Source organism: Halorubrum aethiopicum (assembly GCF_001542905.1).
Lineage (GTDB): Archaea > Halobacteriota > Halobacteria > Halobacteriales > Haloferacaceae > Halorubrum > Halorubrum aethiopicum.
The window spans coordinates 1,884,199-1,906,364 of the sequence record NZ_LOAJ01000001.1; the positions used below are offsets into that span (position 1 = coordinate 1,884,199).

At 71.4% G+C, this 22,166-nt stretch carries 19 protein-coding genes; 10 read left to right on the forward strand and 9 right to left on the reverse strand.

The genetic code is table 11. The features are described 5' to 3' along the window. Positions 1 to 7: 7 nt before the first annotated feature. Together ptsP and AXA68_RS08890 are read right to left on the reverse strand one after the other, a co-directional pair. Complete coding sequence (gene ptsP / locus AXA68_RS08885) at positions 8 to 1,738, reverse strand: phosphoenolpyruvate--protein phosphotransferase (protein WP_080505214.1); 1,731 nt, start codon at positions 1,736 to 1,738, stop codon at positions 8 to 10. Further along, positions 1,735 to 2,049: an HPr family phosphocarrier protein gene (locus AXA68_RS08890; RefSeq protein ID WP_066415522.1), complete on the reverse strand. Its 315-nt coding sequence runs from the start codon at positions 2,047 to 2,049 to the stop codon at positions 1,735 to 1,737. The genes ptsP and AXA68_RS08890 overlap by 4 nt, the downstream gene beginning before the upstream one ends. Before the next feature lie 135 nt (positions 2,050 to 2,184). Between AXA68_RS08890 and solA the strand changes: the two genes are divergently transcribed. Together solA and AXA68_RS16770 are read left to right on the forward strand one after the other, a co-directional pair. Then, the gene (solA, locus tag AXA68_RS08895; RefSeq protein ID WP_066415524.1) at positions 2,185 to 3,330 is read left to right on the forward strand and encodes an N-methyl-L-tryptophan oxidase; all 1,146 of its coding nucleotides are present in this window, start codon (positions 2,185 to 2,187) and stop codon (positions 3,328 to 3,330) included. A 70-nt stretch (positions 3,331 to 3,400) separates the two neighbouring features. Continuing rightward, complete coding sequence (locus AXA68_RS16770; protein ID WP_066415526.1) at positions 3,401 to 5,089, forward strand: hypothetical protein; 1,689 nt, start codon at positions 3,401 to 3,403, stop codon at positions 5,087 to 5,089. 67 nt (positions 5,090 to 5,156) lie between these two features. On the opposite strand, the gene yqeC is transcribed toward AXA68_RS16770, so the two are convergent. Further along, positions 5,157 to 5,912: a selenium cofactor biosynthesis protein YqeC gene (gene yqeC / locus AXA68_RS08905; RefSeq protein ID WP_066418486.1), complete on the reverse strand. Its 756-nt coding sequence runs from the start codon at positions 5,910 to 5,912 to the stop codon at positions 5,157 to 5,159. A 132-nt stretch (positions 5,913 to 6,044) separates the two neighbouring features. Here yqeC and AXA68_RS08910 point away from each other — a divergent pair, with 132 nt between their 5' ends. Then, entirely contained in the window at positions 6,045 to 8,042 is a 1,998-nt protein-coding gene (locus AXA68_RS08910; protein WP_066415527.1) for an aldehyde ferredoxin oxidoreductase family protein, read from the forward strand. Between the two features lie 24 nt (positions 8,043 to 8,066). On the opposite strand, the gene AXA68_RS08915 is transcribed toward AXA68_RS08910, so the two are convergent. Continuing rightward, positions 8,067 to 9,269 (reverse strand): redox-regulated ATPase YchF, encoded by a 1,203-nt coding sequence (locus AXA68_RS08915; RefSeq protein WP_066415528.1) that lies wholly within the window; start codon positions 9,267 to 9,269, stop codon positions 8,067 to 8,069. A 151-nt stretch (positions 9,270 to 9,420) separates the two neighbouring features. Here AXA68_RS08915 and AXA68_RS08920 point away from each other — a divergent pair, with 151 nt between their 5' ends. After that, the gene (locus tag AXA68_RS08920) at positions 9,421 to 10,611 is read left to right on the forward strand and encodes an amidohydrolase family protein (RefSeq protein WP_066415531.1); all 1,191 of its coding nucleotides are present in this window, start codon (positions 9,421 to 9,423) and stop codon (positions 10,609 to 10,611) included. A 230-nt stretch (positions 10,612 to 10,841) separates the two neighbouring features. On the opposite strand, the gene AXA68_RS08925 is transcribed toward AXA68_RS08920, so the two are convergent. Then, entirely contained in the window at positions 10,842 to 11,252 is a 411-nt protein-coding gene (locus tag AXA68_RS08925; protein ID WP_066415533.1) for a halocyanin domain-containing protein, read from the reverse strand. Positions 11,253 to 11,343: 91 nt separating this feature from the next. On the opposite strand from AXA68_RS08925, the gene AXA68_RS08930 reads away from it, so the two are divergent. Then, positions 11,344 to 11,829 (forward strand): DUF5799 family protein, encoded by a 486-nt coding sequence (locus AXA68_RS08930; RefSeq protein WP_066415535.1) that lies wholly within the window; start codon positions 11,344 to 11,346, stop codon positions 11,827 to 11,829. A 64-nt stretch (positions 11,830 to 11,893) separates the two neighbouring features. After that, positions 11,894 to 12,547: an alpha/beta hydrolase gene (locus AXA68_RS08935; RefSeq protein ID WP_066415537.1), complete on the forward strand. Its 654-nt coding sequence runs from the start codon at positions 11,894 to 11,896 to the stop codon at positions 12,545 to 12,547. A 114-nt stretch (positions 12,548 to 12,661) separates the two neighbouring features. On the opposite strand, the gene AXA68_RS08940 is transcribed toward AXA68_RS08935, so the two are convergent. After that, positions 12,662 to 13,237, reverse strand: a complete 576-nt coding sequence (locus tag AXA68_RS08940; RefSeq protein WP_066415538.1) for a zinc ribbon domain-containing protein — start codon at positions 13,235 to 13,237, stop codon at positions 12,662 to 12,664. Between the two features lie 80 nt (positions 13,238 to 13,317). Between AXA68_RS08940 and AXA68_RS17090 the strand changes: the two genes are divergently transcribed. Together AXA68_RS17090 and AXA68_RS08945 are read left to right on the forward strand one after the other, a co-directional pair. After that, positions 13,318 to 13,473 carry a hypothetical protein gene (locus AXA68_RS17090; RefSeq protein ID WP_198530043.1) on the forward strand — a complete coding sequence of 52 codons (156 nt, stop codon included), beginning with the start codon at positions 13,318 to 13,320 and terminating at the stop codon, positions 13,471 to 13,473. A gap of 113 nt (positions 13,474 to 13,586) precedes the next feature. Next, positions 13,587 to 14,579, forward strand: coding sequence for an NAD-dependent epimerase/dehydratase family protein (locus AXA68_RS08945; protein ID WP_066415540.1), 993 nt, complete (start codon positions 13,587 to 13,589; stop codon positions 14,577 to 14,579). A gap of 298 nt (positions 14,580 to 14,877) precedes the next feature. Here the strand turns inward: AXA68_RS08945 and AXA68_RS08950 are convergent, their stop codons facing one another. Further along, positions 14,878 to 15,858 (reverse strand): PLP-dependent cysteine synthase family protein, encoded by a 981-nt coding sequence (locus tag AXA68_RS08950; protein WP_066415541.1) that lies wholly within the window; start codon positions 15,856 to 15,858, stop codon positions 14,878 to 14,880. Between the two features lie 149 nt (positions 15,859 to 16,007). On the opposite strand from AXA68_RS08950, the gene thrS reads away from it, so the two are divergent. Next, complete coding sequence (thrS, locus tag AXA68_RS08955; RefSeq protein ID WP_198530044.1) at positions 16,008 to 17,987, forward strand: threonine--tRNA ligase; 1,980 nt, start codon at positions 16,008 to 16,010, stop codon at positions 17,985 to 17,987. A 52-nt stretch (positions 17,988 to 18,039) separates the two neighbouring features. Here thrS and AXA68_RS08960 read toward each other — a convergent pair whose 3' ends face one another. Further along, positions 18,040 to 19,575, reverse strand: coding sequence for a sensor histidine kinase (locus AXA68_RS08960; protein ID WP_066415550.1), 1,536 nt, complete (start codon positions 19,573 to 19,575; stop codon positions 18,040 to 18,042). 139 nt (positions 19,576 to 19,714) lie between these two features. Between AXA68_RS08960 and AXA68_RS08965 the strand changes: the two genes are divergently transcribed. Next, positions 19,715 to 20,887, forward strand: a complete 1,173-nt coding sequence (locus AXA68_RS08965; protein ID WP_066415555.1) for a pyridoxal-phosphate-dependent aminotransferase family protein — start codon at positions 19,715 to 19,717, stop codon at positions 20,885 to 20,887. A gap of 35 nt (positions 20,888 to 20,922) precedes the next feature. Here the strand turns inward: AXA68_RS08965 and AXA68_RS17095 are convergent, their stop codons facing one another. Then, entirely contained in the window at positions 20,923 to 22,146 is a 1,224-nt protein-coding gene (locus AXA68_RS17095; RefSeq protein ID WP_066415557.1) for a DUF7551 domain-containing protein, read from the reverse strand. Positions 22,147 to 22,166: the final 20 nt, after the last annotated feature.

Consider the following 22,166-nt stretch of genomic DNA (forward strand, 5'->3'; position numbering starts at 1 on the left):
CGCCGCGTCAGCCGTCGAGCCCGAGGACGTCCCGCACCTCCGCGCGCGTCTCACACGCCAGCGCCTCCGCGGCCAGGTCGCGGGCGGCCGCCGCGTCGATCTCCCGGACCCGTGTCTTGACCGCCGGGACGGTCACCGCGCTCATGCTGAGTTCGTCGAGCCCGAGCCCGACCAGCAGCTCCGTCAGGGCCGGATCCCCGGCCATCTCGCCGCACATGCCGACCCAGGCGTCCGTGCCCTCGGCACCCGTCGTCGTCCGGTCTATCGCCCGCAACACCGCGGGGTGGAGCGGGTCGTGGTGGTCGGCGACCGCGTCGTTCTCGCGGTCGGCGGCCATCACGTACTGGGTCAGATCGTTCGTCCCGACGCTGAGGAAGTCGAGCCGGGCGGCGAGCGCGTCCGCCACGTACGACGCGGCCGGCGTCTCGACCATCGCGCCGAGCGCCGGGACCGCGTGCTCGACGCCCTCGCTCGCGAGGTCGGCGGCCACCGACTCGACCCGGTCGAGCGTGGCCTCGACCTCCTCGACCCGCGAGACCATCGGGAACATGACCGCGAGGTCGCCGGCGTCGCGGTCGCCGTCACCTCCTCCCCCGCGGGCGGCCGCCCGCAACAGCGCGCGGAGCTGCGTCTCGAAGAGGTCCGCGTGTTCCTCCAGCGACAGCCGGATCCCCCGTCGTCCCAGGAACGGGTTCGGCTCGTCGGGGAGGTCGAGGTACGGGACCCGCTTGTCCCCGCCGACGTCGAGCGTTCTGACGACGACTCGGTCATCGGGAAAGGCCTCGAGCGCGGCGACGACCGCCTCGTACTGCTCCGTCTCGTCCGGCCGCGACTCGCGGTCGAGGAAGAGGAACTCCGTCCGGAACAGCCCGATCCCGTCCGCGCCGCGGTCGCTCGCGGGCGACAGCTCCGCCGCGCTCCCGACGTTGGCGGCGACCTCGATCCGCCGGCCGTCCGCGGTCGAGACGGGGTCGGGAACGACGGACGCCTCGTCGCCGGCGAGCGCCGCACTTCGGCGCTCCCCGTCGGGTTCGACGGCGACCTCGCCGGCCTCGCCGTCGACGAGGATCTCGGTGCCCTCGGGGACCGCCGCGAGCGCGTCGCCGACGCCGACGACCGCCGGGATCGACAGCGAGCGCGCGATGATGGCGGCGTGGGAGGTCCGCCCGCCCGCGACGGTGGCGATCCCCGCGACCGCCGCGGGGTCCAGATCCGCCGTGTCGCTCGGCGTGAGCCGCTCGGCCAGCAGGACGGTGCCCGCCGGGAGCGCGGAGAGGTCGACCGTCGCCGGGGCGTCGAGCAGCGCGCGCAGCAGGCGGTCCCGCACGTCTCTGAGGTCGTCCGCGCGCTCCGCCATCCGCCCGTCCATCCCCTCGAACCGCTCGATCGCGTCGGCGAAGCGGTCGTCGACGGCGTGTTCGGCCCGCGTCCCGTCGTCGATGTCGCCCTCGACGTCGTCGACGAGGCCCGGATCGTCGAGGAACGCCTCGTGGGCGTCGAAGACGGCCGCCTCCTCCTCGCCGACGCGCTCGGCCGCCCGGTCGCGCGCCCGGCGGATCCCCTCGCGGGCCGTCTCGCGCGCGGACGCGAACCGCTCGCGCTCGGCATCGGGATCGACCGTCGAGGGGTCCGGGCGCTCCGGGAGGGTCACCCCCGACTCCGGCCGGTACCACCGCGCGGTCCCGACCCCGGTTCGGGGAGTGCTCCCGACCCCGGTCAGCGTCCGCGACCCGGTCACTCCCCGTCCACCTCGTTCGGGTCCCCGTTCTCCGCTTCCCCGTCCTCGACCGGGCTCGTCAACAGCGCCTCGATCGCGTCGAGCGCCGCCGACGCCTCCGACCCCTCGGCGACGATCCGGACGGACTCGCCGTGTTCGACGTTCAGTCCGGTGACGGCGAGCATGCTGTCGGCGCGGACCAGTCCGTCGTCGCCGTCGGCGGCGCGGCCGACGGACACGTCGGCGTCGAACCGGTTCGCCGTCTTCACGAGCTTCGAGGCCGGTCTCGCGTGTAACCCCGCCGCCGGCACCACCTCGACGATCCGTTCCATACCGTTCGTGGGTCGGGAGCGGTCTTATACTCTGGTCCGGTCGGGTCGCGCCTCCCGCTCGGGGGATCGCCCGCCGGTTCCGGATGGAACCGCCGGATCTCGGGGGACTTTGCTCCCCGCCCGCCTGGCGGACCCATGAGCGACACGCGGAACGGAAACGACCGGTACGACGCGATCGTCGTCGGCGTCGGCGGCGTCGGCAGCGCGACGGCCTACCAGCTGGCGAAGCGCGGGCTCGACGTGCTCGGGATCGAGCGGTACGACGTGCCCCACGCGATGGGCTCCTCGCACGGCAGCACCCGGATCATCCGGAAGGCCCAACAGGAGGGGCCGGAGTACGTCCCCCTCGTCGAGCGCGCCTACGAGCGCTGGCGCGAGCTGGAGGAGCGGACCGGCCGCGACCTGCTCACGGTCACCGGGTCGGTCCACGCGGGCGCGCCGGGAACCGACGTGGTCGCGAACGCCCGCGAGGCGTGTGACGCCCACGGCATCGACTACGAGGAGCTCTCGGCGAGCGAGGTGAACGAGCGGTTCCCCGGCTACGACCTCCCGGCGGAATACGAGGCGATCTTCCAGCCCGAGGGCGGCTACCTCGACTGCGAGCGCTGCGTGACCGCCCACGTCGAGGCGGCCCACGCCGAGGGCGCGACGGTCCGCGCCCGCGAGCGCGCCATCGACTGGACGGAGACGGGCGACGGCGTCCGCGTCCGCACGGATAAGGGCCGCTACGAGGCGGACGAGCTCGTCGTGACCGCGGGGCCGTGGACCGCCGAGCTCCTCCCCTCCGTCGCCGACGACGCGGTCCCGGTCCGTGCGCTCATGGCCTGGCTCCAGCCGGAGGAGCCCGAGCTGTTCTCGCCCGACCGGTTCCCCGTCTTCGTGCTCCGCGACGAGGAGGGCGGCGGGTACGGCTTCCCGGTCCACGACGTGCCGGGGTTCAAGTTCGGCTACTCCGGCGACCAGCGGGAGGTCGTCGATCCGGACCGGATGGACCGCGAGCCGACCGCCGCCGAGGAGGAGCTCCACCGCCGGTTCGCGGAGCGGTTCTTCCCGAAGGGAGCCGGTCCCACCGTCGCGTTGCGCACGTGTCTCCAGTCGTACTCGGGCGACGAGGACTTCGTGCTCGGGCGGGTGCCGGGCTACGACTCCGTCACCGTCGGCACCGGCTTCACCGGCCACGGCTTCAAGTTCGCGAGCGCCACCGGCGAGGTCCTCGCCGACTTCGCGACCGAGGGCGAGACCGACATCGACGTCTCGACGCACTCCATCGACCGGCTCTAACGTCCCGCTCCCCGCCGGAAGTGGGAAGTGAACACGGGACATACGATCGGTATCGCATGGAGGTCCACCAGTGACCGGGCCCGCGCCGATCCCGCCCGACGAGTTCGAGACCGCGCTCGACGCCCTCGACTCGGACGACCTGGTGGCGTTCGTCGCAGATCTGTGGGCGGCGACCGCCGACGAGGTCGCGGTCGACTCGCCGAGGGTCACGGTTCGCGACGGCGACGCCCGGACCGATCTCGTCGTCGTCCGAGCGGCGTCGGAGACGGAACGCGGCGGGTTCGACGCCGTCGACGCCAACGCCGCCGACGCCAACGCCAACGCCGACGGCGACGCGGTCGCGGTCGTGCTCGGCGAGGAGGATCCGGACGCCGTCGACGACCCGGACCCCGAAGTGCTCGATGTCGAGACCGTCACCGCCGGGGACCTCCGCCGCCGCCTCCTCTACGCCCTTCCCGCGGCGGATGCCGACTCGGTGAGCGAGCGGTTCCTCGGGACCGCCGCCCGCTCGGAGTCGTACCCCCGCGACCTGCCGACGGAGGCGGAGACGGAGCCGTCTACGGGGAGGGAGGAGCCGGCGGCCGAAACGGAGAAGCCGTCTACGGAGAGGGAGTCGCCGGCGGCCGAAACGGGAGGAGCGGCGACCGCGACGCGGCCGCCGACCGCGACGGAGTCGACAGAAACGCCGCCGACCGGGGAGACCGGAAGTCCCGCGCTCGGTTCCGGATCGTCGCCGTCGCGCTCCGGCTCTCGACCGGGGGTCCCGGCGGGTCGGACGATCCCGGACGACGCGGCGGGCGGGTCGAACGACGGTACGAATGCGTCCGCCGGAGACGGGTTCGCGGCCGAGGGGTCCGACGGTCGCCTCACGGCGTCTCGCGGGGACGACCGCGACGCGTCCCGCAACCGGGTCGCGGTCGCGGTCGTCGTCGTGGTCCTGCTCGCGGCGGTCGGGGGTGCCGCGTCGCTGGCCGGCCCGTCGCTCACCGACGGGGTCGGGGATCGGCTCGATCCGGGCGACGACTCGACGGCGAGCGGCGAGGGACCCGTCGACGGGAGTGAGGAACCGGACGCCTCGGGGGACTCGTCCGCGAGCGCGTCGTCCGAGAACGGCCCGGGCGGTTCGGCCGATATGGGCGACTCAGGGGCGTACACCGGGGTTATCGACCCCGGCGGGTCGATCGAACTCGCGGGGGGTGACGGGAACGAAACCGACCGCAACGGGACGGCGGCCGCGCGGGCGACGGCGCTCGAGCCGACCTGCGAGCGCGCGCCGCTCCACGTCGTCCAGATACAGATGAACGCGCTGCGGTACAACGACCCGGCGACCAACGACGGGATCCGGACGACGAGGCGGTTCGCGTCGCCGCAGAACCGCCGGGCCGTGAGCACCTTCCCGCAGTTCGTCGACCTCTTCGAGGGACCGAACTACGCGCCGATGCTGAACCACGACGCCGCGTTGTACGCCCCGCTCGGGATCGACGGCGACCGCGCCACGGTCCGGGTCGTCACCTACGAGAACGGTTCCGCGACCGGGCACTACGAGTTCCGGATGCGGAAGGTCGACGCGTCAGACGCGTCGCTCACCGGCTACGGCGGCGGCTACGGCGGCTGCTGGATGACCGACGCGGTCGGCGTGGTGTCGGCGGACGATCCCGACGGCGGCTCGGACGACGGTGACTCGAACGGGACCGCGGACGCGTCCGGCGACGCCGGCACGACCGAGGGAACCGACGTCCACGGGCCGCCGGGAAACTGACGACGCCGGGGTCGCGAACGCGGGGACGGCGGGGTCGCGAGCCGATCTCCCTACGGCCGCGAACTCGCTACTCCACGACCGCGACGACCGCCGGCTCCCGCATTCGCGCGAGGACGACGCGGGGCACGTCGGCGCGCTCGCGGATCGCCGCCGCGATCCCGCGGGCGACCGCCTCGTCCGCCTCGTCGTCGACCATGTTGACGAGCGGGATCGCGGTCGCGTCCGCGGGAACGCCCTTCAGTCCGCCCTCCTCGTGGGCCACGACGCGGCCGACCAGCTCCGGAGTGATCTCGTCGCCGATCTCGACCCCGTCGACGAGGTCGGCGACGCGCTCGGGGCGGTGGACGACCGTCTCCGAGAGCGGCTCACCCACCGCGTGGGCGCTCGCCACCGGGACGACGGTGTCGGCCCCCGCGGGAACCTGCGGCTCGCGGTCGTTCGGAGCCTTGAACAGCCGCGTCCGCGCACCGTCGGCTTTCACCAGCACGGGTCCGTCGTGGGCCGCCGAGAGCCGGTCGACCGTCCCCGGATCGTACCCGCGATACCGGTCGTCGCGCTCCCGCTCCGGGACGAGTCCGAGCGGGAACGGCGCCTCCTCGACGCGTTCGCGGTACGCCTCGCGAAGCGCGTCGAGTTCGGCCACGGGGTCTTCCGCCGTCCGCACCGCCGCGACCTGTCGGTCGAAGATCGGTATCCGGACCGTCGCGGTGAGCACCGCCCGGTCGAGACGTGCGGCGAGCGCGTACAGCGTCGTCTTCTTCCCGCCGGCCCCGACGAGACAGGTGGTTCCCTCCGCCGCGTCGAGCGCGTCGACGACGTTCATGCTGAGCTCCGTCCCCTCCCTCACGTCCCCGCGTCGAAAGCGCGTCGATCCCGGCAGGTCGGGCCCCACGGGGATTCCCGTCTCTCGCCGGCACCGTGGGGTTTAATCCCGTTTCGGCGGCTAACGGGGACGATGGCCCCATCGGAGCGGATCCTCCGCGTCGACCTCTCGACCCGCCGGGTCGACAGCGAGCCGGTCCCCGAGGAGTGGCTCGCGACGTACGTCGGCGGGAAGGGGCTCGGCGCTCGCTACCTCTACGCGGCCGGCGGCGGGATCGACCCGGAGTCGCCCGCGAACCCCCTCGCGTTCATGACCGGGCCGCTGACCGGCTACACCCCCGGCGAGCAGCGGTACGCGGCGATCACGAAGTCGCCGCTCACGGGCGCGTTCCTCGACTCCTACGGCGGCGGGACCTTCCCGGCTCGACTCGCCGGCTCGCTCGGCCCGCACCTCGGCGCCATCGTCACCGGCGCGGCCGACGAGCCGGTCGTCCTCTCGCTTTCGGACGGGGAGGCGACCGTCGAGCCCGCGGGCGACCTGTGGGGGCTCGACGCCGTGGAGACGGACGACCGGTTTCCCGACGCGGCCGTCGCCTGTATCGGTCCGGCGGGCGAGAACGCGGTGCGGTACGCGACGATCGCCTCCGACGGCGGTGACCACCACGCCGGCCGGGGCGGCGCGGGCGCGGTGATGGGCTCGAAGCGGCTGAAGGCGGTCGTCGCCCGTGACCCGCCGCCGGAGCCGTCCGGGCGGCTCGCGGCCCTCAAGGCGCGCGAGGAGGCGGCGTTCGCCGACAGCGACGCGGGACGCTGGCTGGCTGCGGGTGACACCCTGGAGACGGTCGACTTCGCGAACGAGGCGGGCGTGCTCCCGACCCGCGGCTGGCAGGAGTCCCGGTTCGACGGCGCGGAGGGGATCGGCGTCGAGCGCGCCGCCGAGCGCGCGACGGGTCGCGAGCGCGAGAACGACCCGGTCCCCGGCGGGTTCCGGATCCCCGAGGTCGACGACGAGCCGGCGAACGACGCGATGAGGGACGACGAACCGGCGGACGGCGAGCCCGCGAACGACGCGAGGAGCGCGTCGGACGACGAACCCGACGGCGACAGCGTCCCGCGCGGCGCGACGCCGATCGTCCTCGGGGCGGGCCTCGGCATCGACGACTTCGACGCGGTCGCGGCGCTGGGCGGGGTCTGTGACCGCCTCGGGATGGACGTCATCTCCGCGGGCAACGCGGTCGCCTGGGCGGTCCGCGCCGGCGACGAGGGGCTGATCGACCGCGAGGTCGCCTTCGGCGACGAGGCGGCCGCCCGGTCGACGATCGAGGAGATTGCGGGCCGGGAGACGCCGCTCGGGGACGCGCTCGCCGACGGCGTCGCGGCCGCCGCGTCGCGGCTCGGGGGCGAGGACCTGATCCCGACGGTGAAGGGGATGGAGCTCTCCTCGTACGACCCCCGCGGGGCGGCGTCGATGGCGCTGGCGTACGCCACGAGCGACCGCGGCGCGTGTCACCGACGGGCCCGACCGGTGGAGGTGGACGCGATGGCACCGCGCTCGCGCGACCCGGACGAGGTCGCCGCCGCGGTCGCGGCCGAGCAGGACCGCCGGGCCGCGCTGTGGTGTCTCATCGGCGACGACTTCCTCGAGGACGTGTTCGACCCCGCGGTCGCCGCCGAGTGGCTCGCCGCCCGCGGGTACGACCACGAGCCCGCGGACCTGGACGGCCTCGGCGAGCGGGTGTGGACGCTCACGCGACTGTACAACGTCCGCGAGGGGTTCGACCGCGAGGACGACGCCCTGCCGCCGGCGATCGCGGGGGCGAGAGGCGACGCGGGGAGCGACGAGGGCGGAGGTGAAAGCGGCGGAGGCGACGGAGACGACCCGGCCGACGCGGCGACCCCCGACACGCTCGACACCGACGCGCTCGACCCCGGCGCGTTCGAGGACCTCCTCGACCGCTACTACGCGGTCCGCGAGTGGGACGAGGACGGGCTGCCGACCGCCACCCTCCTCGACCGGCTCGGGCTCGCCCACCTCGCCGACGGGACGACGGCGGACGAGACGACGGCGGACGAGAAGACGGCGAATGAGACGACGGACGTAGCGACGACCGGCGGGGACGACGGTCACTGAGCCGGTTCGTGGCGGTTCGAGGACCTAGGGCGCGGCCTGCTTCGTCGAGATCAACTCGATCACGTCGCGGTGGGAGAGCTCGTGGTCGGCCCCGACCTGTCGGCCGCTCCGGCAGTCGGTGCCGTGGAGCAGCCCCTCGCCGATGTCGGAGTGGATGTGGTACGCGAAGTCCTCCGTCGTCGCGCCCTCGGGCAGGAGGAAGCAGTCGCGGAAGACGCCCTTCTCGTCGCTCGACCCGTTCGCGGAGCCCGGAAACACCGCGATACAGCCGAGCACGTCGAAGACGGCGGCCTCCAGCGCCGCCTGGACCCCGGTGCCGCCGTACTCGCTCACGTGGTCGCGGATCGCCTCGAGGCCCGCGGCCTGCTCGTCGGAGACGTCGCCGACGACCTCGAAGTCGTCGTCGCCGGCGGTGTAGTCGACGACGCCCGCCTCGTCCGCGTTCTTGAGCGCCTTCTCGGCGTGGGCGCTCACGGGGACGAACGAGAGGTGGTCGTAGTCGGGGTCGTCGGTTATCTCCGCCCAGTTCTCCCTGGCTTCGGGCGTGTCGGTCTTGTTGGCCGCGACGACCATCGGCTTGGTGCGCTTTCTGATCTCGCGAGCGAGGGACTCGCGGTCCTCCGCGTCCCACGTCTCGGGGTCGAGCTCGAGCTCCTCTGCGAGGATGACCTGCTTCATCTCGTCCTTCGTGATCCCGAACGCGGACATCTGTTCCGCAAGCTCCTCCTCGATGGCGGCCTCGGAGCCCTGATAGCGCGTCGCGTACTTCTCGAGGCCCTTCGAGAGCACGTCGAGGTACCAGGCGTCGAGCTCCTCCTCGAGGAAGTCGATGTCCTCGCGGGGGTCGTGGCCCTCGGTCCGCTCGCCCTCGATGTCCGTCGTTCCCGAGAAGTCGACGACGTGGACCAGCGCGTCCGTCTCGTTGAGGTCGGTGAGGAACTGGTTGCCGAGCCCGCGCCCCTCGTGTGCGCCGGGGACCAGCCCGGCCACGTCGACGAGTTCGATCGGGACGAACCGCGTGCCGTCGCGACAGACCCCGACGCTCGGGGTACACGTCTCGTCGAACTCCGGGGCCGCACACTCGACGCGGACGTAGGCCTCGCCCACGCTCGGATCGATCGTCGTGAAGGGATAGGCTCCCTCGGGCACGTCGTTCATCGTCGCCGCGTTGAAGAACGTCGATTTGCCCACCGAGGGCTTACCGACGAGGCCGATCCGGTAACTCATTACCCCGATTCCGCCGTCCGAGGTGAAAAGCGATGCGAGAGGGGAGAGCGCATGCGAGAGCATCCATCGCACACGGGAAACCAAATGCGGGTCACGAACCCGAGAGCGGCGTCCTGAACCGCTTATGTACCGGGGCGTCGAACCCCGACCCATGTACGCGCTCGTCGGCGGCACCGTCCACACGGCAACGGAGCGGGGAACGATCGAGGGAACCGTCGTCATCGACCACGGGGAGATCGTCGCCGTCGGTGACGTCGAACCGCCCGAGGAGGCGACCGTCCTCGACGTCGAGGGGCTCCACGTCACGCCGGGGCTCGTCGACGCCCACAGCCACGCCGGGGTGGCCGAGTGGGGCGAGCCCGAGGACCGCGACTACAACGAGGGGACCGACGCGGTCACCCCGCACGTCACCGCGCTCGACGGCTTTCACCCCCGCGACGAGGAGCTGAAACACGCGTTCCAGAACGGCGTGACCTCCGTCTCGGCGCGGATGGGCTCCGGCAACGTGATCGGCGGGATCATCTGCTCGATGAAGACGCACGGGCTGACCGCCGACGACATGCTGATCCGCGAGGACGGGATGAAGGCCGCGATGGGCGAGAACCCCAAGCGCTTCCACGGCGAGGAGCAGGGCCGTCAGCCGTCGACGCGTCCCGGCGTGGCGGCCACCCTCCGCTCGGCGCTGATGGAGGCGGAGGACTACGTCGACCGGCGCGAGCACGCCCGCAACGAGGGCGAGCCGTTCGAGCGCGACCTCGGCATGGAGAACCTCTCGCGCGTGCTCACCGAGGGGCTTCCGCTCCGGGTCCACGCCCACCGCGCAGACGACATCATGACGGTGTTCCGGATCGCGGAGGAGTTCGGGATCGAGAATCTCTCCATCGAGCACGCGACCGAGGGGCACCTGATCGCGGAGGAGTTCGCGAAGCGGGACGTGCCCGCGGTCGTCGGCCCGTCGCTGTACTCCGGCGCGAAGTACGAACTGCGCAACATCACCTTCGAGACGCCGGGTATCCTCCACGAGGCCGGCGTGAAGGTCGCGATCCAGACCGACGCGCCCGTGTTGCCCCAACAGCACCTCGACGTCTGCGTCGGGCTCGCGGTCCGCGAGGGGTTCCCCGAGGAGGAGGCGCTGGAGGCGGTCACGCGCTACCCCGCCGAGATCCTCGGGATCGACGACCGCGTCGGCACCCTGGAGGTCGGCACCGACGCCGACGTGGCGGTCTGGGACGGCGTCTTCCACGAGAACGGGACCCGCACGCGACACGTCTTCGTCGACGGCGAGCACGTCTTCGACCGCGAGCGCGACTCGGTCGACCCCCGCGAGGAGTACGACTGGTAGGAGAGCGTCGTCGAACCGTTCACAGACCGTGTGGTGCCATTAGTGAACCAGTCAGTAGCGATCAGTCCCTATCCGATCAGTGCGGTGGCGCGCCTCCGAGCGCCCCTTGGGCGCGAGGAGTCCGCGAGGGAGTCGCTGGCGCGGAACCGCGCCAGCGACGAGGCTGGGGAGGTGTGAGGTGCGTTGCGGTCGCGTACGTCGATCACCGCCGGTTCACCGCCCCGTCAGCTTCACTCCACGACCCTGACGACCCCGCGCATCCCCTGCGTCTGGTGTGGCGTACAGACGTACTCGTGGATTCCCGGCTCCTCGAACGTGTGCTCGAAGGTGTGGCCGGCCTCGTTGGTCAACTCGGACTCGAACACGCCGTCGACGTGGACGACGTTGTGCCCGCCGCCCTCGCCGGTCCACTCCCAGACCACGGTCGTGCCGGGGTCGATCCGGACGTTCGACGGATCGAAGGAGAGCCCGTTTCCGGCCCCGACGGCGACCTCGACCGTCCCCTGACCGGTCCGGTCGACCGGCTCCGCGTCGCTTCCGCCCCCGCCCGATCCGCCGGTCAGCCCGGCACAGCCGGCGAGGAGGGCGATCGAGGCGGCACTACAGGACCCGACGAGCGCACGACGACTGCGTTCGACCATGCGTCGGGAAGGGCGGCGATCGGGTAAAACGTCTCGACCGCTCCCCGGCGATGGGAACGGGTTTTTCACCGACAGCGCCGAAAGAGCGGACATGAGCGAATGGACCGACGCGATCGTCGGCGAGCGGATGACCGTCGACAACGAGTTCAACGACCGCGTGATGGCCTCGCGGTTCTCCAGTCAGGAGTGGGGACTGATCATGACCGCGGCGGAGTTCGAGATCGAGGACTCCGAGGACCCCGAGGCGGCGCGGATCGTCGCCGACACCTCGAACCTGCCCGCGATCATGCCCGAACTGGAGAACGTCCGGTCGCAGGTCGCCGCGATGGGCGGCAGGGGCGGTCCCGGCGACGCGGGAGGCGGGGCCGGCGGATCCGGAAGCGGCGGCGGAGGCGGCGGGATCCTCGACTCGATCAAGGGCGCGCTCGGCCTCGGCGGAAGCGGCGGCGGCGGCGGCACGAGCGACGAGGAGCTGGAGGCGGCGGAACGGCTCCTCGAGGAGTACGCCGAGGAGCTTCAAGCGCACCTCGAGAGCGTCGGCAAGTGGGAGCAGGTGCGGGTCGCCTACCAGGAGTGACCGTTTTCCGCGGCCCGCTGCCGCGGTCGACGGATACAACCGCCGAGCCGGCGAACCCCTCCACATGACGGAGATCCCGCTCGAACACGTTCACGTCGCTCCCGACCACGACGCCGGTTCCGCTCCGGCGGTCTTCGTGCTCCACGGCCGCGGTGCCGACGAGGAGGACCTCCTGCCCGTCGCGGAGTCGCTTCCCGACGACCTCCACGTGATCAGCCTCCGCGCGCCCGACCCGCTACAGGGCGGCTACACGTGGTACGAGCTCGACCTCTCCGGCGGCGGGCTCCACGAGAGCCAGCCGCACGCCGCGGACTTCCGGCGGAGCCTCGATCTGATCGACGAGAGCGTCGCGGCCGCGACCGAGGTCTACGACCTCGACGCCGACCGGATCGGGCTGCTCGGGTTCAGCCAGGGCGCGATCACGAGCCTCTCGCTCCTCCTCGAGAACCCCGACACCTACGACTGGGTCGTCGGGCTCCACGGCTACCTCCCCGACTCACACGCGGATCTGGCCCCCGACGGGATCGAGGGGAAACCCGTCTTCGTCGGTGCCGGCACGGGCGACCGGGTGATCCCGGACTCGCGGAGCGAGGCGGCCGCCGATCGGCTCGCGGAGCTCGGCGCGGACGTGACCTACGAGACGTACGCCACCGGTCACGGGATCGGCCGGGAGGAGCTCGCCGACGTGGTGGCGTTCGTCGAGGCGCGGCTCGCGTGAGGCGAGGACGCGACGACGTCGAGTGGGGGGACGGATGTCCGGCGAGAGCGTGACGGACCGTGGATCCGGGTCGCTCATCGCGCGGATCCGGGTCGCTCGCGACGACGGATCGAGTCACTCGGCAGGTCCGCCCGCGGCGTCGAGCGGCTCGGTACACCAGTGACAGAAATCGAGGTCCGCGTCGGTGTCGCGGCCGCAGTGGGGACACTCGATCGTCGACGGGACCGCCCCCGGCGGCTTCGCCCCGGCGTCGGAACCGGTTCGCCTCGCCCTCCCCTCGTTTTCGCGACCCGCGGCCCCGGCGGACCCGTCGGCCGCGTTGCCGTCACCCCCGGTCCGCTCGACCGTGCCGGTTCCCGTCTCCCCGGTACCCGTCGCGCCCGTGGTCGCGCCGCCGGCTCCCCGTTGTCGGTCGTAGCGCCGGTTGTTCCGGACCGCGAGGACGTAGGCGTCGACGACGCTGGCGAGCACCGCGAGCAGGCCGGGTGCGACGTCGGCGACCGGCGGCGTCTCGCGGGCCAGCAGCTGGTCGACGGCCGCGTCCGGCACGAGGAACACGAGCGTCGCCGTGATCACGGCGTACCAGCCGAACGCGCGGGCCCACCGTCGGAGGTACGCGTGGCCGAGCCCGGATATCAACAGCGCTAACAGCACGGCGAGCCACGGTCGCCGTCGACGGATCTCGCTCATGTCCCGGCGGTACGGACTCCGGAGCCGTGTAGTTGTCCCTCCCTCGGAGCGTTTATCCCTCCGAGACGCCGAGTCGGCGTATGTTCGGGATCCCGACGGCGGAGCTCCTCACGGGGCTCCGGATCGCCCTCCTCGCGGTCGCCTACTGGGGGGCCGGGTTCGTGGTTGCGTACCTCCTGTACAGGCGATGGCGCGGCGACGGCCCGCGAGACTCCGACGGCGAGGCGGAGAACTAGCCTCGACGCGGCGCGGGCCGGGGAACGACCCCCGCGACCCCCGGATTCCGCTTCCCACCACCCCCGGCTTCCGCTTCGACCACGCTTTTGCCGCCGCCCGCCGGAGGACGGGTATGACCGACACGGCGCTCGTGGTCGGCGGCACGCGGTTCATCGGCCGGCACGCGGTCGCGGACCTCACCGAGAACGGCTACCGGGTCACGACGCTGACCCGCGGGAACCGCGAGGACCCGTTCGCGGACGACGACCGGGTCGACCACATCGAGGGGGATCGCACGAACGACCGCGACCTGGAAGCCGCGAGGCTGTCCGCGGATCCCGATATCGTGATCGACTGCGTGGCGTACCGCCCCGCCGACGTCGCGGCCGCGACCGAGATCTTCGCCGACGTCGACGGCTACGTGTACGTCTCCTCCGGCGCGGCCTACGCGGCCGAGCACGTGCCGAAACGCGAGGGCGAGACGCCGCTCGAGGCGTGTACGCCGGAACAGGCGACCGACGATAGCGACGCCACCTACGGCAACCGGAAGGCCGCGGGCGACCGGGAGGTCTTCGCCGCGGCCGCCGAGGGCGTCAACGCGACGTCCGTCAGGCCGTGTATCGTGTACGGCCCGCACGACTACACCGAGCGGCTCGACTACTGGATCGATCGCGTCCTCACCTACGACCGCGTGGTCGTCCCCGGCGACGGGGACAACCTCTGGCACCGGGCGTACGTCGAGGACGTGGCGAGCGCGCTCCGGATCGTCGCGGAGCGCGGCGAGCCGGGGGCCGCCTACAACGTCGGCGACCGCCGGGCGCTCACGCTCGAGGAGACGCTCGAGACGATCGCCGCCGTCGCCGACACGACGTGTACGGTCGTGCCCGCGGACGCGGACGCCCTCGCGGCCGGCGGGCTCGAGCCGACCGACTTCACGCTCTACCGGGAGTACCCGCACCTGCTCGACACCTGCGCGCTCGCCGACCTCGGCTGGGAGTCGACGCCCGTCGAGGAGGCGATGGCGCGGAGCGTCGCCGACCACCGCGACTCGGATCGCGACGGGAACGAGTGGGACCCCGGTCGCGACGCCGAAGAGCGGGTACTCGGCGTGAAAGAGACGTTATAGCCCTGCCGTGGCGCGCCTGCGAGCGCCCGGAAGGGCGCGAGGAGGGAGAGATCGGAGGTCGCTCTGACAGCCCGCGAGTCCTCGCGACTGGAACTTTGGATGTGTTCACCACACCAACGACCATCTCGCATTGGCCATCCCGATCGTCATCGAAATAAGCGTTCTACACGCGCCCTTCAACGACCGGCCGTTTCGTTCTGAGTGATGTCTGAACGATCGAACGGTGGAGCAGGGGAAGTTCGGGATCGGATCGCGTCCGATCTGAGCCGGAGCGTCTCGAATCGAAGGAGGTTCTCCGCTACCCCTCCCACTCCTCGAAGTCGCGGTAGACGCCCTTCGAGAGGTAGCGCTCCGAGGAGTCGGGGAAGACGGTCACGACGCTCTCGTGGGGGGCGTCGACCTCGCCGTCGCGGATCTCGCGGGCGACCCGCTTGGCGGCGAGCGCGTTCGCGGCCGACGAGGAGGCGACGAGGTGACCCTCCTCGGCGGCGAGCCGGCCCATCTCCTCGTGGACCTCGCGGTCGGGGATCGCGTGGATCTCGTCGACGAGATCGGGGTCGAACAGCTCGTTGGTCTCGATGTCGTGGGTGCCGATCCCCTCAGTCTTGTACTCCTCGTGGTCGACGTCCTCGCCGAAGAACTCGCGGTACGCGGAGCCGGCGGGCTCGACGGCGACGACGCGGGTGTCGGAGTCGCGCTCGCGGAAGTAGCGGGCCATGCCCATCAGCGTGCCGGCGGTGCCGCAGCCGGCGACGACCGCGCCCACCTCGCCGTCGAGCGCCTCGGCGATCTCCGGGCCGGTCGTCTCGTAGTGGGCCTCGGCGTTGAGCGGGTTCGAGAACTGCTGGGGGACCACCGCGCCGTCCAGCTCCTCCGCGATCTCGTGGGCGCGCTCGATCGCGAACCCCATCCCGTCGTCCGTCGGCGTGTTGATCACGTCCGCGCCGAGCGCCCGCATCAGCTGCTGTTTCTCCACGGAGAACCGTTCGGGGACGACGAAGACGGCGTTCACGTCGAGCTGCTCGGCGGCGACCGCGATCCCGATTCCCGTGTTGCCCGCGGTCGGCTCGATGACCGTCCCACCGGGCTCCAGATCGCCGCGCTCGAGCATCGCCTCGAGCATGTATTTCCCGATGCGGTCCTTGACGCTCGCGCCGGGGTTGAACGACTCCAGCTTCGCGTACACCGGCACCGCGTCCGGCGAGTCGTGAACCCGGACGAGCGGCGTCTCGCCGATCGTCTCCAACACGGAGTCGAGGGGCTCGCGATGCGTGGTCATGTAGAGGCAAGGGTTGCCGCCCGGTTTGTGTGTTTCCATCCCCGGGGCGGCCGGTCGACGGCGCCCGGTCGACGACGCCCGGTTCGCTCTCGACCCGGCTCGTCCCGCTCGGCCCGGCTCGCCCCGTTCGGGCGGATCGAACAACACTTATGCCGCTCGTCCGGCTTTCCGAGGGTATGAGCGAGACGGACGCGTGCGCCGACGTGACGGTCGTCCTCCCGGACGGGTCAGAGCTCTCCGTGCCGGCCGGATCGACGGTCGAGGACGTCGCCTACGAGATCGGTCCCGGACTCGGGAGCGACACGGTCGCCGGCAAGATCGACGGCGAGCTCGTCGAGAAGCACGCCGAGGTCGGCGACGGCGACCGGATCGAGATCGTCACGGACCAGTCGGACGAGTACCTGACGGTCCTGCGCCACACGGCCGCGCACGTGTTCGCGCAGGCGCTCCAGCGGCTCCACCCCGAGGCGACGCTCACGATCGGCCCGCCGACCGACGAGGGGTTCTACTACGACGTGACCGACGTCGACCTCGACGAGGACGACCTCGACGCCATCGAAGCGGAGATGGACGAGATCATCGCGGCCGACTACGACGTCGAGCGCGTCGTCCGATCGCGTGAGGACGCGATGGAGATCTACGCCGACAACGAGTACAAACGCCAGATACTCGAGGAGGAGGCCGACGACGACGAGGTGACCTTCTACGTCCAGGACGGCTGGCAGGACCTCTGTCGGGGCCCGCACGTCGAGTCGACCGGCGAGGTCGGGGCGGCGGCGCTGCTCGAGGTGTCGGCGGCGTACTGGCGCGGCGACGAGGACAACGACACGCTCACCCGGGTATACGGGACGGCGTTCGCCTCCGAGTCCGACCTCGAGGAGCACCTCGAGCTGCGCGAGCAGGCCAAGGAGCGCGACCACCGCAAGATCGGCCAGGAGATGAACCTCTTCTCGATCCCGACGGTGACGGGGCCGGGCCTCCCGCTGTATCACCCGCCGGGCAAGACCGTCCTGAACGAGCTCTCCGCGTTCGCGAACGGGCTCAACCGCGAGAACGGCTACGAGGAGGTCGAGACGCCGCACGTGTTCCGGACGGAGCTGTGGAAGAAGTCGGGCCACTACGAGAACTACAAGGAGGACATGTTCCTCCTCGACGTCAACGACGAGGAGTACGGGCTCAAGCCGATGAACTGCCCGGGCCACGCGACGATCTTCGACCAGCAGAACTGGTCGTACCGCGACCTCCCGAAGCGCTACTTCGAGAACGGGAAGGTGTACCGCAAGGAGCAGCGCGGCGAGCTCTCGGGGCTCTCCCGGGTGTGGTCGTTCACCATCGACGACGGCCACCTGTTCGTCCGCCCGGACCAGATCCGGGGGGAGATCGAGTCCGTCATCGAGATGATCTTCGAGGTCGTCGAGACGCTCGATCTCGAGGTCGAGGTCGCGTTGGCGACCCGACCCGACAAATCCGTCGGCGGCGACGAGATCTGGGAGTCGGCGGAGGAACAGCTCCGCGACGTGCTCGAGTCCGGCGGCTACGACTACGACGTCGAGCCCGGCGACGGGGCCTTCTACGGCCCGAAGATCGACTTCGGCTTCGAGGACGCGCTGGGCCGCGTCTGGGACGGGCCGACGGTCCAGCTCGATTTCAACATGCCCGAGCGCTTCGGGCTGACCTACACCGGCGAGGACAACGAGGAGCACCGCCCGGTGATGATCCACCGCGCGCTGTACGGGAGCTACGAGCGCTTCTTCATGGTGCTCATCGAGCACTTCGACGGCGACTTCCCGCTGTGGCTCGCGCCCGAACAGGTGCGGATCCTCCCCGTCTCCGACGAGACGCTCGGCTACGCCCACCGCGTGAAGAACGCGCTCGCCGACGCCGGGATCCGCGTCGAGGTCGAGGACCGCGACTGGACGGTCGGCCGCAAGATCCGCCAGGGCCACGACGACCGGCTCCCGTACATGGTCGTCGTCGGCGACGACGAGGCCGAGGCCGGTACCGTCTCCGTGCGCGACCGCTTCGAGAACCAGCGCGGCGACGTCGACCTCGACGTCTTCGTCGACCACCTCGTCGAGGAGTACGAGGAGAAACGCGTCGAGCCGGACTTCGTGACGGGCGCGGAGTAGACGCTCGGTCCGGACCCGCGTGCGTTCCGATGCTCGGTCCCGCCCTCCCCTCTCACTCCCCGCCGAACTCGTCGCCGTCGGCCACGAACTCGACCCCGTCGACCTCGAACCGCGCCCCGCCGCTCCCGCTCTCGCCGACCGTGACCGTCCAGTCGTGTGCGGCGGCTATCTCCTCGACGATGCTCAGCCCGAACCCGGTCCCCTCGTCGCTCGTCGTGTAGCCGGTCTCGAACACCTGATCGCGTTCGTCCTCGGGGATGCCCGGGCCGTCGTCCTCGACGAAGAACCCGCTCGCGGCGTCGAGCCGTCCGACCCGCACCGCCACGTCGCTCCCGCCGTGATCGACCGCGTTGCGGAAGAGGTTCTCGAGGAGCTGTCGGAGCCGGGACTCGTCCGCCCGGATCCGGGTCCGATCGAGTTCGACGGTCAGCTCGGCGGCCGCCGTCTCGGCGGTCGACCACCCGTCGCGAGCCGTCTCCGCGAGGTCGACGGTCTCGAGCTCCTCGACGCGGACGCCGTCGCGCGCCAGCGTCAACAGGTCCTCGATGAGGGTCTCCATCCGCGCGAGCGACCGCTGGACCGGATCGATACGCTCGCTGTCGCTCTCCTCCGCGAGCAGTTCGAGGTGGCCGACCGCGGTGTTCAGCGGGTTCCGGAGGTCGTGGCTCACGACGCTCGCGAACTCCTCGAACCGGTCGCGCTCGTGTTGGAGCTGCGCTCGCGCTCGCTCGCGCTCCAGCTCGTAGCTCACCCAGCGGGTCAACAGCTCGACGAACGTCTTCTGGAGGTCGGAGAACGACTCCCCCCGCGCGTCCGTGTCGGCGAAACAGAGGGTCCCGTACAGCTCCGCGTCGATCTCGACGCGGCCGCCGATGTACGTTCCGAGCCCGAACCGCTCGTAGGCCGGTTCCCCCTCCCATCCCTCGTTCGCCGCGTCGACCACCGTCAACAGCCGGTCGAGTTCGACCGTCCGTTTACAGTACGCCTCCTCGAGCGGGCAGGCCTCCCCCTGTTCGAGCGCCGAATGCGTCGCCCGTGACGCCTCGATGTGTTGTGTCCCGTTCTCGATACGGGTGAGGAAGCCGTTCGGCAGGTCGAGATACTCACAGCCCAGCTCGAATATCTCCTCGAGTTTCGCCTCGAAGGACCGGTCCCCGTCGGAGGAGACCGCGTACAGCCGCTGGATCGCGTGGAGGTTCCGTTGCCGCTGGCGCTCGAGCTCCCGCCGTTCGGTGATGTCGCGGAGGTGTATCGAGAGTCCGGACTCCGAGGGGAACGCTCGCACGTCGAACCAGGTGTCGAGCGGCCGGTAGTAGGCGTCGAACGACGCCGGCTCCTGCGTGCGCATCGCCTGGTGGTACCGGTCGTAGAACTCGGTGTCGGTGGCCTCGGGGATCGCCTCCCACAGGTGTGCTCCCTCGACCGCGGCGTCGTCGTCGGCCATCGCCCCGCGGAGTATCTCGGTGGCCCGATCGTTCGCGTACGTGATCCGCCAATCGGCGTCGACGGCGAAGAACCCGTCCGCCATCCGATCGAGGACGTTCCGGAGGTCGGCGTCGGGATCCGAAACCGATGGCGGTTCGCTCATGGCTGGATCCACACCCGCGAGCACTTCAGTCATTGGGGATCCCGCCCGTCTCCGCGGCTCCCCCGACGGGAGACGACCCGCGTCGCGCCGCCGCTCCGGTTCCGTCGCGTTTTTTATATTCGCCGTGAGAACGCCCTGTATGTCCGATCGATCGTTGGAGACTGTCGCGGACGACGAAGCGCCCGAAGTCGGGGAACTCTCGCCGCCGGATCGGACCCTGATGGGGCCGGGACCGAGCGAGGTTCACCCGCGGGTACTGCGCGGAATGAGCACGCCGCTCGTCGGCCACCTCGACCCCTCGTTCGTCGAGATCATGGACGAAGTTCAGGAGCTGTTGCGGTACACGTTCCGGACCGACAATCAGTGGACGATCCCCGTCTCGGGGACGGGGTCGGCGTCGATGGAGGCCGCGATCGGCAATCTCGTCGAGCCGGGCGACACGATGCTCGTCCCGACGAACGGCTACTTCGGCGGGCGGATGGCCTCGATGGCCGAGCGCGCCGGCGGCGAGGTCGTCGAGGTCGACGCGCCGTGGGGCGAGCCGCTCGACCCCGCGGACGTCGAGGCGGCGTTCGACGCCCACCAGCCGGACGTGTTCGGGTTCGTCCACGCGGAGACCTCCACGGGCGTCCTCCAGCCGCACGTCCCGGAGCTGACGGACATCGCGCACGCCCACGACGCGTACGTGATCGCCGACTGCGTCACGTCGCTCGGCGGCGTCGAGATGCGCGTCGACGAGTGGGACGTCGACGTGGCGTACTCGGGCCCACAGAAGTGTCTCTCCTGTCCGCCGGGCGCGAGCCCGCTCACGCTCAACGACCGGGCGATGGACAAGGTGCTCGACCGCGACGAGCAGCCCCGGTCGTGGTACCTCGACCTCGCGCTGCTGGAGGGATACTGGGGCGACGAGCGCGCCTACCATCACACCGCGCCGATCACCAACGTGTACGCGATCCGCGAGGCCCTCCGGCTCGTCGCCGAGGAGGGCATCGAGAGCCGGTGGGAGCGGCACCGCGCGGTCGCCGGCGACCTGAAGGCCGGGCTCCAGGACCTCGGACTCGAGATGAACGCACCCGACGAGTACTGGCTGCCCAGCCTCAACGCGGTCCGCGTGCCCGACGGGGTCGACGACGGCGCGGTCATCGACCACCTCCTCGAGGAGTACGACATCGAGATCGCCTCCGGGCTCGGCGACCTCGCGGGCGACATCTGGCGTATCGGCTGTATGGGCTACTCCGCGCGCCCGCAGAACGTCGAGTTCCTGCTCGCGGCGCTCGAGGACGCGCTCGCCGAGCAGGGATTCGAGGGCTGATCGACCGCTCCTCCCCGATCACGCCCCCGACTCGGTCACGGCTCCGGCGAGCGGATCGGTGCGGTGACCAACCCTTTCGGGACGTCGTCGCTGTCATCGTTAGCGTCGCCCTCGAACTCCACGCGCATCGTCCAGCCGTCGTCGGTCGGCTCGACCCGCGTTCCGGTCGGCCGGCGTTCCGGGGACCGCCGGATGAACTCGACGACGATCGGCAACACCGGGAGCGACCCGTTCCGCGGCGAGAGCGCGTAGCCGGTAATCCGGGCGGTCTCCGCGAACGACCCGGTGCCGTCGTCGAGGTCGAGAGGCTCCGTGGCCGCCGGCACGCGATCGAAACCCGCGAGGAGCCCGTGATCGCGGAGGTCCCCGAGCGTCGCGGATAACGGATCGGCCGCGTCCTCGTCGTCGGGAGTGTCGGCGGGACCGCCCGCACCGTCGGCGGGACGGACGACGTCGATCCCCGCTGTTCCACGGTCCGCGTCGTCGAATCCGTCGACGGACGACCGCTCGAGGCGGTCCGCGGCCCGCGAGAGGATGTCGGTCAGGTCCTCGGCCGCGAGCCGGTCGGCGAGTTCCGCCGCCATTCCCTCGAGCAGGCAGAGACAGAGGGCGTCGGGGTCCGGCACGCGCTCGGCGAGATCGAAGTACCGGTCCATCACCGCAGTCTCCACCTCCCGGCAGCCGGCCTCCGAGAGCGCCTCGAAGACGGCGGCCGCGATCCGGTGACAGAACTCCACCAGCCGCCGCCGGCGTTCGTTCCGCCGGGATCGGCCGTTGATCACGGGCTCCGAGAGCGCCCATCGGTCCTCGTCGTCCTCGTCGGATCCGCCGCGTCCGCTCGCGGCGTCGTGCTCGTCGATCCCGCCGTGTCTGCCGCCCCCGCCGTGTCCGCCGCACCCGCCGGTTCGGGACTCGCTCCGTCCGGAGCCCCGATCGGAACGGCGGTCGGGGTGATCGGGGCGGTCGGAGCGTTCGGGGCGGTCGGGGAGATCGAGGCGGTCGGGGCGTTCGGGGGGCTCGCACAGCTGCGAGACGATGACGTCGTAGCGCGGGACGCCCGGGTCGTACCGGCGGAGCGCGGCCCGGTACTGCTCGGTCGCCCGAGCGGCCGCCCGCGCCGTGGGTCGGTCCGCGAACCGGAGTCCCGCCGCGGGAACCGGACGGTCGCCGTAGCGCGCACAGACGAGGTAGTAGTCGCCGTCGTCGGTCGCGAGGCGTTCGACGTGGTCGCGGATGTCCTCGAGCGTGGTTCCGATCATTCACTCACCGTTCGAACGTG